14 protein-coding genes are annotated in these 12014 nt (G+C 71.3%); 9 read left to right on the top strand and 5 right to left on the bottom strand.

All coding sequences use genetic code 11. The features are described 5' to 3' along the window. Positions 1-177: 177 nt before the first annotated feature. From tuf to HED23_RS20685, 3 genes are all read left to right on the top strand, one after another. Positions 178-1347, top strand: coding sequence for an elongation factor Tu (tuf, locus tag HED23_RS20695; RefSeq protein ID WP_203184889.1), 1170 nt, complete (start codon positions 178-180; stop codon positions 1345-1347). Positions 1348-1443: 96 nt separating this feature from the next. Beyond that, on the top strand, positions 1444-2295 hold the full coding sequence (locus HED23_RS20690) for a patatin-like phospholipase family protein (protein WP_203184888.1): 852 nt from the start codon (positions 1444-1446) through the stop codon (positions 2293-2295). 40 nt (positions 2296-2335) lie between these two features. Further along, positions 2336-3181, top strand: a complete 846-nt coding sequence (locus tag HED23_RS20685) for a spermidine synthase (RefSeq protein WP_203184887.1) — start codon at positions 2336-2338, stop codon at positions 3179-3181. On the opposite strand, the gene HED23_RS20680 is transcribed toward HED23_RS20685, so the two are convergent. Further along, the gene (locus tag HED23_RS20680; protein WP_203184886.1) at positions 3143-4453 is read right to left on the bottom strand and encodes an MFS transporter; all 1311 of its coding nucleotides are present in this window, start codon (positions 4451-4453) and stop codon (positions 3143-3145) included. The two genes, HED23_RS20685 and HED23_RS20680, sit on opposite strands and share 39 nt — an antisense overlap. A gap of 67 nt (positions 4454-4520) precedes the next feature. Next, positions 4521-5579, bottom strand: a complete 1059-nt coding sequence (locus HED23_RS20675) for a hypothetical protein (protein ID WP_203184885.1) — start codon at positions 5577-5579, stop codon at positions 4521-4523. 109 nt (positions 5580-5688) lie between these two features. Here HED23_RS20675 and HED23_RS20670 point away from each other — a divergent pair, with 109 nt between their 5' ends. Together HED23_RS20670 and HED23_RS20665 are read left to right on the top strand one after the other, a co-directional pair. After that, positions 5689-6126, top strand: coding sequence for a DUF4442 domain-containing protein (locus HED23_RS20670; protein WP_203187574.1), 438 nt, complete (start codon positions 5689-5691; stop codon positions 6124-6126). Between the two features lie 129 nt (positions 6127-6255). Continuing rightward, positions 6256-6918 (top strand): DedA family protein, encoded by a 663-nt coding sequence (locus tag HED23_RS20665; protein ID WP_203184884.1) that lies wholly within the window; start codon positions 6256-6258, stop codon positions 6916-6918. A gap of 50 nt (positions 6919-6968) precedes the next feature. On the opposite strand, the gene HED23_RS20660 is transcribed toward HED23_RS20665, so the two are convergent. Continuing rightward, positions 6969-7502 carry a gamma carbonic anhydrase family protein gene (locus HED23_RS20660; protein WP_203184883.1) on the bottom strand — a complete coding sequence of 178 codons (534 nt, stop codon included), beginning with the start codon at positions 7500-7502 and terminating at the stop codon, positions 6969-6971. A gap of 146 nt (positions 7503-7648) precedes the next feature. On the opposite strand from HED23_RS20660, the gene HED23_RS20655 reads away from it, so the two are divergent. The 3 genes from HED23_RS20655 to HED23_RS20645 all read left to right on the top strand — a co-directional run bounded on the left by HED23_RS20655 (position 7649) and on the right by HED23_RS20645 (position 9871). Continuing rightward, a complete protein-coding gene (locus HED23_RS20655; protein WP_203184882.1) occupies positions 7649-8404 on the top strand; it encodes an acyltransferase in 756 nt (251 codons plus the stop codon). Between the two features lie 296 nt (positions 8405-8700). Further along, on the top strand, positions 8701-9285 hold the full coding sequence (locus tag HED23_RS20650; protein WP_203184881.1) for a helix-turn-helix domain-containing protein: 585 nt from the start codon (positions 8701-8703) through the stop codon (positions 9283-9285). Positions 9286-9316: 31 nt separating this feature from the next. After that, positions 9317-9871 carry a YbaK/EbsC family protein gene (locus HED23_RS20645; protein WP_203184880.1) on the top strand — a complete coding sequence of 185 codons (555 nt, stop codon included), beginning with the start codon at positions 9317-9319 and terminating at the stop codon, positions 9869-9871. 24 nt (positions 9872-9895) lie between these two features. Here HED23_RS20645 and HED23_RS20640 read toward each other — a convergent pair whose 3' ends face one another. Together HED23_RS20640 and HED23_RS20635 are read right to left on the bottom strand one after the other, a co-directional pair. Beyond that, positions 9896-10705, bottom strand: a complete 810-nt coding sequence (locus tag HED23_RS20640; RefSeq protein WP_203184879.1) for an aminoglycoside N(3)-acetyltransferase — start codon at positions 10703-10705, stop codon at positions 9896-9898. A 172-nt stretch (positions 10706-10877) separates the two neighbouring features. Continuing rightward, positions 10878-11294 (bottom strand): CoA-binding protein, encoded by a 417-nt coding sequence (locus HED23_RS20635; protein ID WP_203184878.1) that lies wholly within the window; start codon positions 11292-11294, stop codon positions 10878-10880. A gap of 82 nt (positions 11295-11376) precedes the next feature. Between HED23_RS20635 and HED23_RS20630 the strand changes: the two genes are divergently transcribed. Next, positions 11377-12003 carry a YigZ family protein gene (locus HED23_RS20630; protein WP_203184877.1) on the top strand — a complete coding sequence of 209 codons (627 nt, stop codon included), beginning with the start codon at positions 11377-11379 and terminating at the stop codon, positions 12001-12003. Positions 12004-12014: the final 11 nt, after the last annotated feature.

Genomic DNA, 12014 nt, shown 5'->3' with positions numbered 1-12014 from the left:
GCCGCGCACACACCGGCAGCCGCAGCAGCAACCGACGCAGCATCCATCGCTGCCGCAGCGCCCTTCGGCGGCGCCCGAAGCTGACCCTCCCCCGACAGTCCGGCGGACCCCGTAAGGGGAGGGTCGGCGGGGCCCTGGGGTCTTCTCTCTTCAGCTTCGAATTCCAAGGAACGAGCCATGCCCAAGACGGCATACGTGCGCACCAAGCCGCACCTCAACATCGGCACCATGGGCCACGTCGACCACGGCAAGACCACCCTGACCGCTGCCATCACCAAGGTGCTCAGCGACCGCGGAACCGGCACCTTCGTGCCCTTCGACCGGATCGACCGGGCCCCCGAGGAGGCACAGCGCGGCATCACCATCAACATCTCGCACGTCGAGTACGAGACCGACACCCGGCACTACGCGCACGTCGACATGCCCGGACACGCCGACTACATCAAGAACATGGTCACCGGAGCCGCGCAGCTCGACGGGGCGATCCTCGTCGTGTCCGCGCTCGACGGCATCATGCCGCAGACCGCGGAGCACGTCCTGCTGGCCCGTCAGGTCGGAGTCGACCACATCGTCGTGGCCCTCAACAAGGCCGACGCGGGCGACCCCGAGCTCACCGATCTGGTCGAGCTGGAGGTCCGCGAGCTGCTCACCGCGCACGGTTACGGCGGCGACACCGTGCCCGTCGTAAGGGTGTCGGGGCTCGGGGCGCTCCAGGGCGACCCACGCTGGACCGCGGCCGTCGAGGGGCTGCTGGACGCCGTCGACACGTACGTACCGATGCCGGTGCGCTACACCGACGCGCCGTTCCTCCTGTCCGTGGAGAACGTGCTCACCATCACGGGCCGTGGCACCGTCGTCACCGGTGCCGTGGAGCGTGGCACGGTGCGCGTCGGGGACCGCGTGTCGGTGCTCGGTGCGGACGTCGAGACCGTCGTCACAGGCCTGGAGACCTTCGGGAAGCCGATGGAGTCGGCGGAGGCGGGCGACAACGTCGCGCTGCTGCTGCGCGGCGTCGAGCGCGACCGGGTCCGCCGGGGGCATGTGGTGGCGGCGCCCGGAAGTGTCACTCCGAGCAGGCGTTTCACCGCGCAGGTGTACGTCCTGTCGGCCCGGGAAGGAGGCCGGACCACACCGGTCACCACGGGATACCGGCCGCAGTTCTACATCCGTACGGCGGACGTAGTCGGGGACGTCGACCTCGGCGAGGCGGCGGTGGCCCGGCCCGGCCACACGGTCACCATGACCGTCGAGCTCGGCCGTGACGTCCCGCTGGAGTCCGGGCTCGGCTTCGCGATCCGCGAGGGCGGCCGCACGGTCGGCGCAGGCACGGTCACCGGCCTGCTCTGACGGTGCGTGTGCGACCTGCCTGAAGGTTTGCGTGTGCGGCCCGCCTTCCCGGACCCCGGGAAGGCGGGCCGCCTCTTCTGGGGCAGACTGGGGCGCATGGCAGACACAGCTCTCGTACTGGGTGCCGGAGGCGTCACCGGCACCGCATGGGAAAGCGGCATCCTCCACGGGCTCGCCAAGGCGGGCGTCGACCTCTCCACCGCCGATCTGATCGTCGGGAGCTCGGCGGGTGCCATCGTCGGGGCGCAGCTCGCATTCGGGCCCGCAGGCATCGGCGACCTCTACGAGCGGCAGCTCGCCGAACCGGAGAGCGGGAACGGGGCGGCGGGCCGGCTCGGCCCCGTCACCATCCTGCGCTATGCGAGAGCGGTGCTCTCCTCCCGGACGCCCGCCGAGTACGGCCGGAAACTGGGCGCCCTCGCCCGGGACAGCCGGCCGGCCGCGACCGCGGCCGAGCGGCGGGAGATGATCGCGAGCTGGCTTCCGTCGACCGAATGGCCCGCACGGCACCTGCTGGTCACCGCCGTGGACGCGTCCACCGGCGCCCTGCACACCTTCGACAGGACGGGCACGGTCACCCTTGCCGACGCCGTCACCGCCAGCTGTGCCGTCCCCGTGGTCTGGCCCGTGGTCAGCGCCGGAGGCGGGAGCTGGATCGACGGGGGTGTGCACTCCCCGGCCAACGCCCAGCTCGCCTCCGGCTACGGGCGCGTCGTCGTGATCGCACCCACGGCCAGTGGCAACAAGGTGATCGTCTCGCCCCGAGCGCAGGCTGCCGAACTGGAGGCCGCGGGCGCCCGCGTCGAGGTCATCACCCCGGACGCCGGAACGCGGAAGGCCATCGGCCGCAACTCCCTGGACCCGGCACGCCGGGCCGCGGCAGCCAGGGCCGGTCTCGCCCAGTCCGCCGCACACACCGAGGCGGTCGCCGCGGTGTGGAACGGCTGACCCGGAGGGAACAGGACCCGGCGCGCGTCACAATGGGGGAGTGAACGAGCCGATACCCGTCATCCGCGACACCGACTGCGGTACCGCCAGGCTGCTGCCCGACGTCGACCGGGACCGGGCCTGGCTGCTCACGGTCGACGGCGCCCCGCAGTCGTACGTCGATCTCGACGAGCCGGGGCACCTCGAATTCGAGTACGTGCGACGGCTCGGGCACGTCGTGGACCGGGCCGGTGCCCCGGGGGCGGCGCTGGACGTGGTGCACCTCGGCGGCGGCGCGCTCACGCTGCCCCGCTACGTCGCGGCGACCCGCCCCGGCTCGCGGCAGGAGGTGGCCGAGGCCGACCGAGGGCTCGTCGACATGGTCGGGGAGCATCTGCCGCTGCCCGAGGGGGCCGGTGTCACCGTGCACGGCACCGACGCCCGGGGCTGGATCGAGGCGGCGGCGGAAGACTCGGCCGATCTCCTGATCGCCGATGTCTTCGGCGGCGCGCGGGTGCCGGCGCACCTGACCTCCGTCGAGTACGCGCGGGCCGCCGGACGGGTCCTGCGGACGGGCGGCGTCTACGCGGCCAACCTGGCCGACAGTGCGCCCTTCACCTTCCTGCGCTCGCAACTGGCCAACTTCGCCGAGGTGTTCGACGAGCTCGCCCTCATCGCGGAGCCGGCCGTCCTGCGCGGCCGGCGCTTCGGTAACGCCGTGCTGCTCGCCTCGGGCGTTCCCCTCGACATCGCGCCGCTCACCAGGCTCTGCGCCGCCGACGCGTTCCCCGCGCGGGTCGAACACGGAGCGGCCCTCGCCCGGCTCATCGGCGATGCGAAGCCGGTGCGTGACAGCGAGGCCGTGGCCTCACCCGTGCCCCCCGAGGGCGCCTTCAGTATCGGCTGACCCTTGGGCCGGCTCCGGGAGGCTGATCTTCTTCACCGAGCTGCGGCGGGTCAGATTCCGTACGTCCGGGACCAGCAGTACACCGGCCGTCACCAGCACGATCAGAGCGGCACAGCCCCAGAGGGCCTCGCTGCGGCCCACGAGCGTCTCCACCGGGCCGGCGGCCGCCGTGGCCAGCGGCACCATGGCGACCGAGCCGAACCAGTCGTAGGCCGCGACCCGGGACAGCTTCTCCTCCGGGATCTCCTGGTGAAGGGCCGTCATCCAGGAGACCCCGAACACCTCGATGGCGACACCGGTCACGAACATCACCACGCAGAGGCCGGCCACCGGCAGCGGGATCGCCAGTGCCGCGGACGGCAGGGCCAGCGGGAACACGCAGAGCGTCCCGGCCAGCAGCAGCCGCCGCGGTTTCCATCGCATCATCAGCAGCGCCCCGCCCAGCGTGCCGACCCCGAACGCCGCGAGAGCGAACCCCCAGGGGCGGGCCCCGCCGAGCTCGTCCCGCGCCACCAGCGGTCCGTACACCGCCTCGGCGGCCCCGACGACCGCCACGACCACGGAGAACTGGAGCACGACGGCCCAGAGCCAGGGACGGCCGGCGACCTCCTGCCAGCCCTCCCGGAGATCGGCCAGCAGCCCGCCGCCCGGTGCCCGCTGGGGGATGTGGCTCACGTCGAGGAACGCCCGGAGGGCACCGGCCACGGCGAACGCCGCCGCGTCGACCGCCAGTACCCAGCCCGGGTCCATGGCGGCGATCATGGCGCCGCCGAGTGCCGCGCCGCCGATGGCGGCACCGTGCATGGACATCCGGAAGAAGGCGAATGCGCGGGCCGCCTGTTCGGCACTGACGCTGGACAGCAGCATGCCTTCCGCGGCCGGACCGAAGAAGGCCTGCCCGGTTCCGCACAGCGCCGTCAGCAGCATCATGTGCCACAGCTCGGCGTCGCCCGTCAGGACCAGCCAGGCGAACGCCGCCTGCGAGACGCAGTTGAGCGTGTTCGCCGCCACCATCACCCGGTGACGTGGCAGCCGGTCCGCCACCGCGCCGCCGATCAGCAGGAACAGCACCAGCGGTGCCGTCCGCGCGGCGGCGACCAGGCCGACGTCGCCGGCGTCGCCGCCCGACTCCAGAACCGCGAACGCCGCCGCGATCAGCGCGCCGTTGGTGCCCAGGCTCGTGATGATCGCGGCGGCGGTCAGCAGACCGAAGTTTCGGCCCTCCGGCAGGGAGCGGAGGGCGGGAGAGGGGGAGGGAGCTGCGGAGGTCACCAAGGGACTATCCCCGCCCCGGCCCCCTCCCGCCAAATGGAGGACCCCGGCCGTATGCGCCGGAGGCTCAGGAAGCTGCCTCCGCGTCCTCCGCCAGGCGTACCGTGCTGAGGATCTTCTGGATGGTGGTGTCCGGGAGTTCGTCGTCGACACCGGCGTTGGCGTAGAGGATCCAGGACGAGTACTCGTCCTTGGCGTTCTTGAAGCTGAAGGCGATCGACTTGCCGTCGGTGTCGCACTTGTTCTTCTTGGCCAGTTCGGTGGCGGTGGCGGTGACGACGCTGCCCGAGAGACCCGACTTGGTCGTGTACGGCTTGGGCTTGCCGATCTTGACCTTTTCCTTCGGGTCCTCCTGGGCGTAGGCGGCCCAGACCCAGTTGGCGGCCTCGTTCGTGGCTGCCTCGTCCGTGTTCTTGGCGCCCTGGCCGCCCTTGGTGCCGACACCGGCCAGGCCGGTGTCCTCCTTGGTGCCGTCCTTGTCGGTGTCGTCGATGCACCACTTCGACTTGTAGTGCGCAGGCGCGGAGAAGCCCACCGCCGGCGGGCCCGTGGGGTCCTTCACGTCCTCGAACCCCGAGATCACACCGGTGGCCGAGACCTCCCAGTCGCCGGGCACGTCGAACTGAGTGCCCCACTTGGGGTTGGTCACGACCTTCCAGCCCGGAATCGTGGGCGCGGCGTCCTCACCGCCCCGCGGGTTCGCGGCGGGGGAGGACGCCGCGTCGGACGTCTTCGCGGACGGGGACGAGGACGCCTTGCCTTCGGCCACGTCCGAGCCCTTGTCGTCGTCCTTGTTCATGACGACGACGCCGGTGACGACCGCCGTGATCACGACCGCTGTCGCCGCGATGACGGCGACGAGCGCCGTCTTCTTCTTGTTGTCGTCCTGCGGGCCGCCGGGCCCGCCCGGAACGGCGTACTGCGGCATGGTGGGCTGCTGGTACGGGTTGGGCTGCGGGTACCCCGGCTGGCCCTGCTGCTGGTATCCCGGCTGCTGTCCCGGCTGGCCCTGCTGCTGGTATCCCGGCTGCTGATAGGGATTCGGCTGTTGGTACCCCGGCTGCTGGTACGGGTTCTGGTCCTGCGGGTTCTGCTCGCCCCCGGGCGGCTGCTGTCCTGGCCACATGGCCAGTAACCATAGAGGGGTGGGGCGGCCTCTGCTACGGGCGCCCCTGTGAGGGGGTGGTCAAAGAGTGCTACTCGCTAGTAACATCACCCCCATGAGCACTGAAGAGATGACAGTCGGCGACATCCTGTCCGCGAGCGTCCCGATGGTCCGGACCCTCGGCATCACGTACCTGGAGACGACCGCGGAGCGCGCCGTGCTCTCGCTCCCCGACCGGGCCGAGTACCACAACCACCTCGGCGGGCCCCACGCCGGAGCGATGTTCACACTCGCGGAGTCGGCGAGCGGTGCGATAGTCGTCGCCGCCTTCGGTGACCAGATGGCCCGGGCCGTTCCGCTGCCCGTCACCACGGAGATGGCCTTCAAGAAGGTGGCCATGGGAGACCTCACCGCGACCGCGGTGCTGGGCCGCCCGGCAGCCGAGGTCGTCGCCGAACTGGACGAGGGGAAGCGCCCGGAGTTTCCCGTGCGCGTCGAGATCCGGCGCGCCGACGGGGCCGTCACCAGCGAGATGAGCGTGGTCTGGACGCTGCGCCCCAACCGCTGAGCGCCGCCGGGCCCCGCGCGCCCTGGCGCGGGGGCTGCGGCGACCGTTCCGGCCGTCCTTCCCGGTAGGCTGCCCGCCGTGCACCACCCGTGGTGCACGGCTGCAGATCTCATACGGGAAGGACCCGCGTTGCACGTCCAGGAGTGGCTCGAGACCGTCCCCGCCGTCAGCATCTACCTCTTGGTCGGCGTCGTCATCGGACTCGAGAGTCTGGGAATTCCGCTGCCCGGCGAGATCATCCTCGTGAGTTCGGCACTCCTCGCCTCCCAGCACGGTGACATCGACCCCGTGGTGCTCGGTGCCTGCGCCTCGGCCGGGGCGATCATCGGCGACTCGATCGGCTACGCCATCGGCCGCAAGGGAGGGCGCCCCCTGCTCGCCTGGCTCGGCGGGAAGTTCCCCAAGCACTTCGGAGCACCGCAGATCGCTCTCGCGGAGCGGTCCTTCGAGAAGTGGGGCGTGTGGGCGGTCTTCTTCGGCCGTTTCGTGGCGCTGCTGCGGATCTTCGCGGGACCGCTGGCCGGTGTCCTGCACATGCCGTACTGGAAGTTCCTGATCGCCAACGTGCTGGGCGGAATCGTCTGGGCCGGCGGGACCACAGCCGTCGTCTACTCGGTGGGAGTCGTGGCCGAGGCGTGGCTCAAGCGCTTCTCGTGGCTGGGGCTGCTGGCTGCCGTGCTGATCGGGGTGATCTCGATGCTGGTGCTGAAGAACCGCGCCAAGAAGGCCGCGGAGCAGGCCGACCACACGGTGGCAGTGACCGAGCGTGACGCGGTCCCGGCGACCGACTGATCCGGCGCGACCCCGGAGGGGCCGCGCCGACGTGGGCCGGCCGGAGGCGGTCAGCGCTCCTGGTGCGCCTCGCGGTGAGCCTTCGCCAGTTCCACGTAGCCGGCCGCGTTGAAGGCGATGCCCTCACGTTCCTCGTCCGTCAGTTCCCGCTTGACCTTGGCGGGTACGCCGGCGACCAGGGACCCCGGCGGCACCCGCATCCCCTGCGGGACGAGCGCCTGCGCGGCGATCAGTGAACCCGCTCCGATGTGCGCGCCGTTGAGCACGGTGGCGCTCATGCCGACCAGGACGTCGTCCTCGATGACACAACCGTGCAGCACGGCGTTGTGACCGACCGAGACCCTGGCGCCGACCGTCAGCGGGAAACCCGGGTCGGTGTGCACGCTGCAGTTGTCCTGGATGTTGCTGTCGGGGCCGAGGGAGATGGGGCCGCCATCGCCCCGCAGAACCGCGTGGTACCAGACGCTGGAGCCCGCGGCCAGCGACACCTCGCCGATGACTACGGAGGTCGGCGCGAGGAAGGCGTCCGGGTCGATGTCCGGCTCCTTGCCGCCGACACCGGTGACCAATGCCTGTTCTGTCATCGACTGCTCCTCCGGTGGGGTCGGTGCGCTCGGCGCTCCCTGCTCCGCACGAACCGTAGTGGAAGGTCCCTGTGACCTGGGCAGGTGGGGTGAACGTCACAGTCGTCGCGCGGATCCGCCCCGGCCCGGCGGACTAACGTGGGCGGGTGCCGAAGAACCGGAACTTGCTCTCCTCCCTGGCCCTCCGGCGGCGTGGTGTCACGTCCCGCGCCGTCCACCGCGTCTGGGCCTGGGTGCAGGAGACCGGAGCGGTCACCGCGCAGCATCCCGGACGGCTCCGGTTCGGCCGTATCGGCCCCGGGACCAGGCTCGCCTTTCCACAGGGCACGGTCTTCGGGGAGCCCTGGATCGAGCTGGGCGACCACTGCATCATCGGTGAACAGGTGACGCTCACGGCCGGTCTGATGCCCGATCTGGATCTGGGGCCCGAGACCGTCCTCACCCTGGGCGACGGAGTGGTGCTGGGCCGGGGCAGTCATGTCATCGCCGACACCACGGTGTCGATCGGCTCGGACACGTACTGCGGTCCGTACGTCTACATCACCTCCACCAACCACAGTTACGACGATCCGCACGAGCCGGTCGGCAAGCAGTGGCCGCGCATGGAGCCGGTCGTGATCGGGCCCGGATGCTGGATCGGTACCGGAGCCGTGATCCTTCCGGGGGCCAGGATCGGCCGGAACGTGGTGGTCGCCGCGGGAGCCGTCGTACGCGGAGAGGTCCCTGACCACACGGTGGTGGCGGGGGCGCCGGCCCGGGTGGTGCGGAGCTGGGATCCGGAGAAGGGCTGGCAGCCGCCGCTGCGTACCCCCGCACCGGTACCGATCCCCGAGGGTGTCACCCCCGAGCAGCTGGCCGCTGTCGCGCTGCTGCTGGAGGATACGGACGACGACGGGAACTGACCCCGCCGGGACGAAGGGGCCCGGCCCTGGCGTCGGGACCTTCCCGGTCTGCCCTTGGGGGCTCGGCCCGGCGCCCGGACGGCGGCGGCGACGCACTGCGATACGGCCACGACTGTGAGCGCGGGGTGCGCCTGGTCAGCAGTCCGACCTCGAAATCCGTGGGCCCCCACCGCAGCTGGTGGCCAGGGCGGCAGCGCTGTCGTCGGGATGCGTCGCAGTACAGTGCGGTGGTCGCGTGGCACACCACACGGCAGTGCAGTATTTTCGACCTCGGTATCCATGATATTGGACGGAATGTGTCTGACCTCGATCAGCTCACCCAGTCGCTCGCGCGCAACCTCAAGCGTTGGCGGGGCGAGCGCGGCTTCACCCTGGACGCCCTCGCGGCGCGTGCGGGGGTCAGCCGCGGCATGATCATCCAGATCGAACAGGCACGTACGAACCCGAGCGTGGGCACCACCGTCAAGCTCGCCGACGCGCTGGGCGTCAGCATCACCACGCTGCTCGACTACGAGCAGGGATCTCAGGTGCGGCTCGTGCCCGGGAGCCAGGCGGTGCGCCTGTGGTCGACGGAGGCGGGCAGCTCGAGCACCCTGCTGGTCGGCACGGAGGCACGCGGTCCCATCGAGCTCTGGGCCTGGCACCTGATGCCCGGTGACAGCAGTGCCTCCGACCCGCACCCCGAAGGAACGGTGGAGCTCCTCCACGTCACCTCGGGTGAACTGACCCTGATCGTCGACGGCGAGGCCCACGCTGTGCCCGCCGGCACCTCCGCGACGTTCGAGGCCCACGTGCCGCACATCTACCGCAACAACGGCTCCGAGCCCGCCGACCTGACCATGGCGGTATCGATCCCGCCGGTCCGCAGAGAAGGCAAGTGAGCCGTTCGCGCAGCCTGTTAGCGTGCGTGGCATGCGTGCACCCCTGGGCAACTTCAGCGATGCCTCTCCCGCCGCCGACCGGCTGGACCTGCTCACCCCGCCCGTCGCGAAGGCCATCACGGCCGGCTGGGGCGGCATCCCCGCCGGGTCGGTCGTCTACGTCGACACCGACCCCGACCTGGCCGACACGGCTGTCTTCGCCGAGCACTACGGCCTCGAACTGCTCGACACGTCGGCCAACTGCGTGGTGGTGGCGGGCAAGCGGGGCGTGGACGTCACGCCGGCCGCGTGCGTGGTGCTCTCGCGCGCCCGTGTCGACGTGAACGGGGCGGTGCGCAAGCACCTCGGCACGCGCAAGGCATCTTTCGCCTCGATGGACATGGCGGTCGGCGAAACCGGCATGGAGTACGGCGGGATCACCCCGATCGGCCTCCCGGCAGCGTGGCCCCTACTGATCGACCCCGCTGTGGTGGACGAGGAGTGGGTCCTGATCGGCAGCGGCCGCCGCCGCGGCAAGCTGATCGTCCCGGGCAAGGCGCTGGCGGCGCTCCCCGGAGCTGTCGTGCTGGAGGGCCTCGGGGTCTGAGGGGTGGCGGCCGCAGCGGCTCGGTCAACGGCCTTCGGAACGACGGAGGCCGAGCCACTCCTCGGCGAAGTCCACGGCCGCGCGGAGGCGGAAGAGGTGGCTTCGTGCGGACCTCACCCGGCCGGTGCTGACGGCTCGGGGCCGTACGCGGGCGAAGTCTTCCCCGAGCGGGGCGAAGTCGCTGTCGTCCAGAGCGACGTCCTCGTACTCCCACCAGCGACGTCCGTCCTCCGACGCGACCACGCATCGGTAGCGGCGGCGGGGCGGGTCCGGGCGGCGGTACTCCGCGAGGTGGAAGGCGGTGCAGCGGTCGAAGCCGGTGCCCAGCAGCAGGACCTGCGCATCGGCCTCGTACAGCCGGGCCAGGGGTGACTCCTCGCCCAGATGGCAGTCCTGGCTGTGGCCGGCGAGCAGCGCTGCCGCCGCAGGGCCGAGCGCGGCGAACGAGGTCTGCGGGTGGGTGCTGCGCAGGGCCCCCGGAGTCAGCCGCACCGTCTCGGCGAGCGCGCCCATGGTGGGCGCTGGAGAAGCCGCCGGATCGAACGCGGGCATCGAAGCGCGCAACTCGGCGCGGGCCTCGTCGCTCAGTCCACGCACCCGGTCCAGGTAGGAGCGCGAGGTGTCGGAATTCTCCGTGGTGAAGGCCGGCACGACCAGCGTCCCCTCCGGGCCGAGGGCCCGGCGCAGCGCACCGGTCATACTCCCCGTGTCCCCGCCCGCGGAACGCATCGAGGCGTGCACCAGGAGGACACCACCCCGCCGCACGCCGAGCTCGGACAACTGGGTGGCGGTGCATTCACCGCCGAGGAGGAGATGCTGTGTCACAGCACACATTCTCCCCTGCCGAGACCTTCCCCGACACCACGCCTCCAGGAAGACGGAAGACGGAAGACGGAAGACGGACACCGGGCGTACCGGACGACGGACACGGCGCCAGCCGGGCGCGTGGCAGCGGGTCACCGCGAGGGAGGGGGCCTACGGTGAGCAGGGACCCGGAGGGCCGGGGTCAGCGGCGAGGAGCCAGCCGGGGTATCTCGATCGCCGGGCAGCGGTCCATCACCATGGCCAGGCCCGCCCCGCGCGTGCGCTCGTAGGCCTCCTCGTCGATCACGCCGAGCTGGAACCAGACCGCCTTCGCGCCGACCGCCACCGCCTCGTCGGCGACACCGCCCGCCAGCTCGCTGTTGACGAACACATCCACCACGTCGACGGGGAAGGGGATGTCGGCCAGTGAGGCGTACCCCTGTTCGCCGTGGACCTGCTCCGCCTTGGGGTGGACGGGCACCACCCTCTTGCCGAAGCGCTTGAGGACCTGCGCCACCCCGTAGGCCGCGCGGGAGCGGTTGCCGGACAGGCCGACCACCGCCCAGGTGTCGCCCGTGTCCTGGAGGATCCTGCGAACCGTCTCGTCGTCTGCGTACATGCCCTGACAACGGACGGTCACGCGAGAGCATTCCCCACGGGAGGGTGAAGGTGCCGGGCGTACCGGCGCATAGGGTGGACCGATGCAGGAGCAGTACCGGACAGTCGCCCGCGCGGGCGTGCACGAGACCGAGGTCAACCGATCGCGTTTCCTCTGCGCGCTGGCCCCCGCCGCCACCGAGCAGGAGGCGCAGGAGTTCATCGCGCGTATCCGCAAGGAGCACCCCGCAGCCAACCACAACTGCTTCGCCTACGTCATCGGTGCCGACGCCTCCGTGCAGAAGGCCGGTGACGACGGGGAGCCCGGCGGGACCGCGGGCGTTCCCATGCTGCAGATGCTCATGCGCCGGGACGTGCGGTACGCCGTCGCCGTCGTCACCCGCTACTTCGGCGGCGTCAAGCTCGGCGCAGGCGGACTGATCAGGGCGTACGGAGGAGCCGTCGGCGAAGCGCTCGACGCGCTGGGCACGACCACCCGCCGCCGGTTCCGCCTCGCCACCGTGACCGTGGACCACCAGCGGGCGGGCAAACTGGAGAACGATCTGCGCGCCACCGGGCTCGCCGTTCGTGACGTCACCTACGCGGAGGCGGTGACCATCGCCGTCGGGCTGCCGGACGCCGACGTCGACGGCTTCAGGGCCTGGCTGGCCGACGCCACCGCAGGCTCCGCGACGCTCGAACTGGGCGGCGAGGCGTACGGAGAGGTATGAGCCGGATGAGT

This window comes from Streptomyces pratensis (assembly GCF_016804005.1).
In the GTDB taxonomy this organism is placed as follows: Bacteria; Actinomycetota; Actinomycetes; order Streptomycetales; family Streptomycetaceae; genus Streptomyces; species Streptomyces pratensis_A.
This window is presented reverse-complemented; position numbering and strand designations above follow the sequence as displayed.

Coding starts and splice junctions, on each gene's coding strand:
- HED23_RS20630 (WP_203184877.1), top strand. CDS start 11,377: ATGCAGGAGCAGTACCGGACAGTCGCCCGCGCGGGCGTGCACGAGACC.
- HED23_RS20690 (WP_203184888.1), top strand. CDS start 1,444: ATGGCAGACACAGCTCTCGTACTGGGTGCCGGAGGCGTCACCGGCACC.
- HED23_RS20645 (WP_203184880.1), top strand. CDS start 9,317: ATGCGTGCACCCCTGGGCAACTTCAGCGATGCCTCTCCCGCCGCCGAC.
- HED23_RS20635 (WP_203184878.1), bottom strand. CDS start 11,294: ATGTACGCAGACGACGAGACGGTTCGCAGGATCCTCCAGGACACGGGC.
- HED23_RS20640 (WP_203184879.1), bottom strand. CDS start 10,705: ATGTGTGCTGTGACACAGCATCTCCTCCTCGGCGGTGAATGCACCGCC.
- HED23_RS20670 (WP_203187574.1), top strand. CDS start 5,689: ATGACAGTCGGCGACATCCTGTCCGCGAGCGTCCCGATGGTCCGGACC.
- HED23_RS20675 (WP_203184885.1), bottom strand. CDS start 5,579: ATGTGGCCAGGACAGCAGCCGCCCGGGGGCGAGCAGAACCCGCAGGAC.
- tuf (WP_203184889.1), top strand. CDS start 178: ATGCCCAAGACGGCATACGTGCGCACCAAGCCGCACCTCAACATCGGC.
- HED23_RS20660 (WP_203184883.1), bottom strand. CDS start 7,502: ATGACAGAACAGGCATTGGTCACCGGTGTCGGCGGCAAGGAGCCGGAC.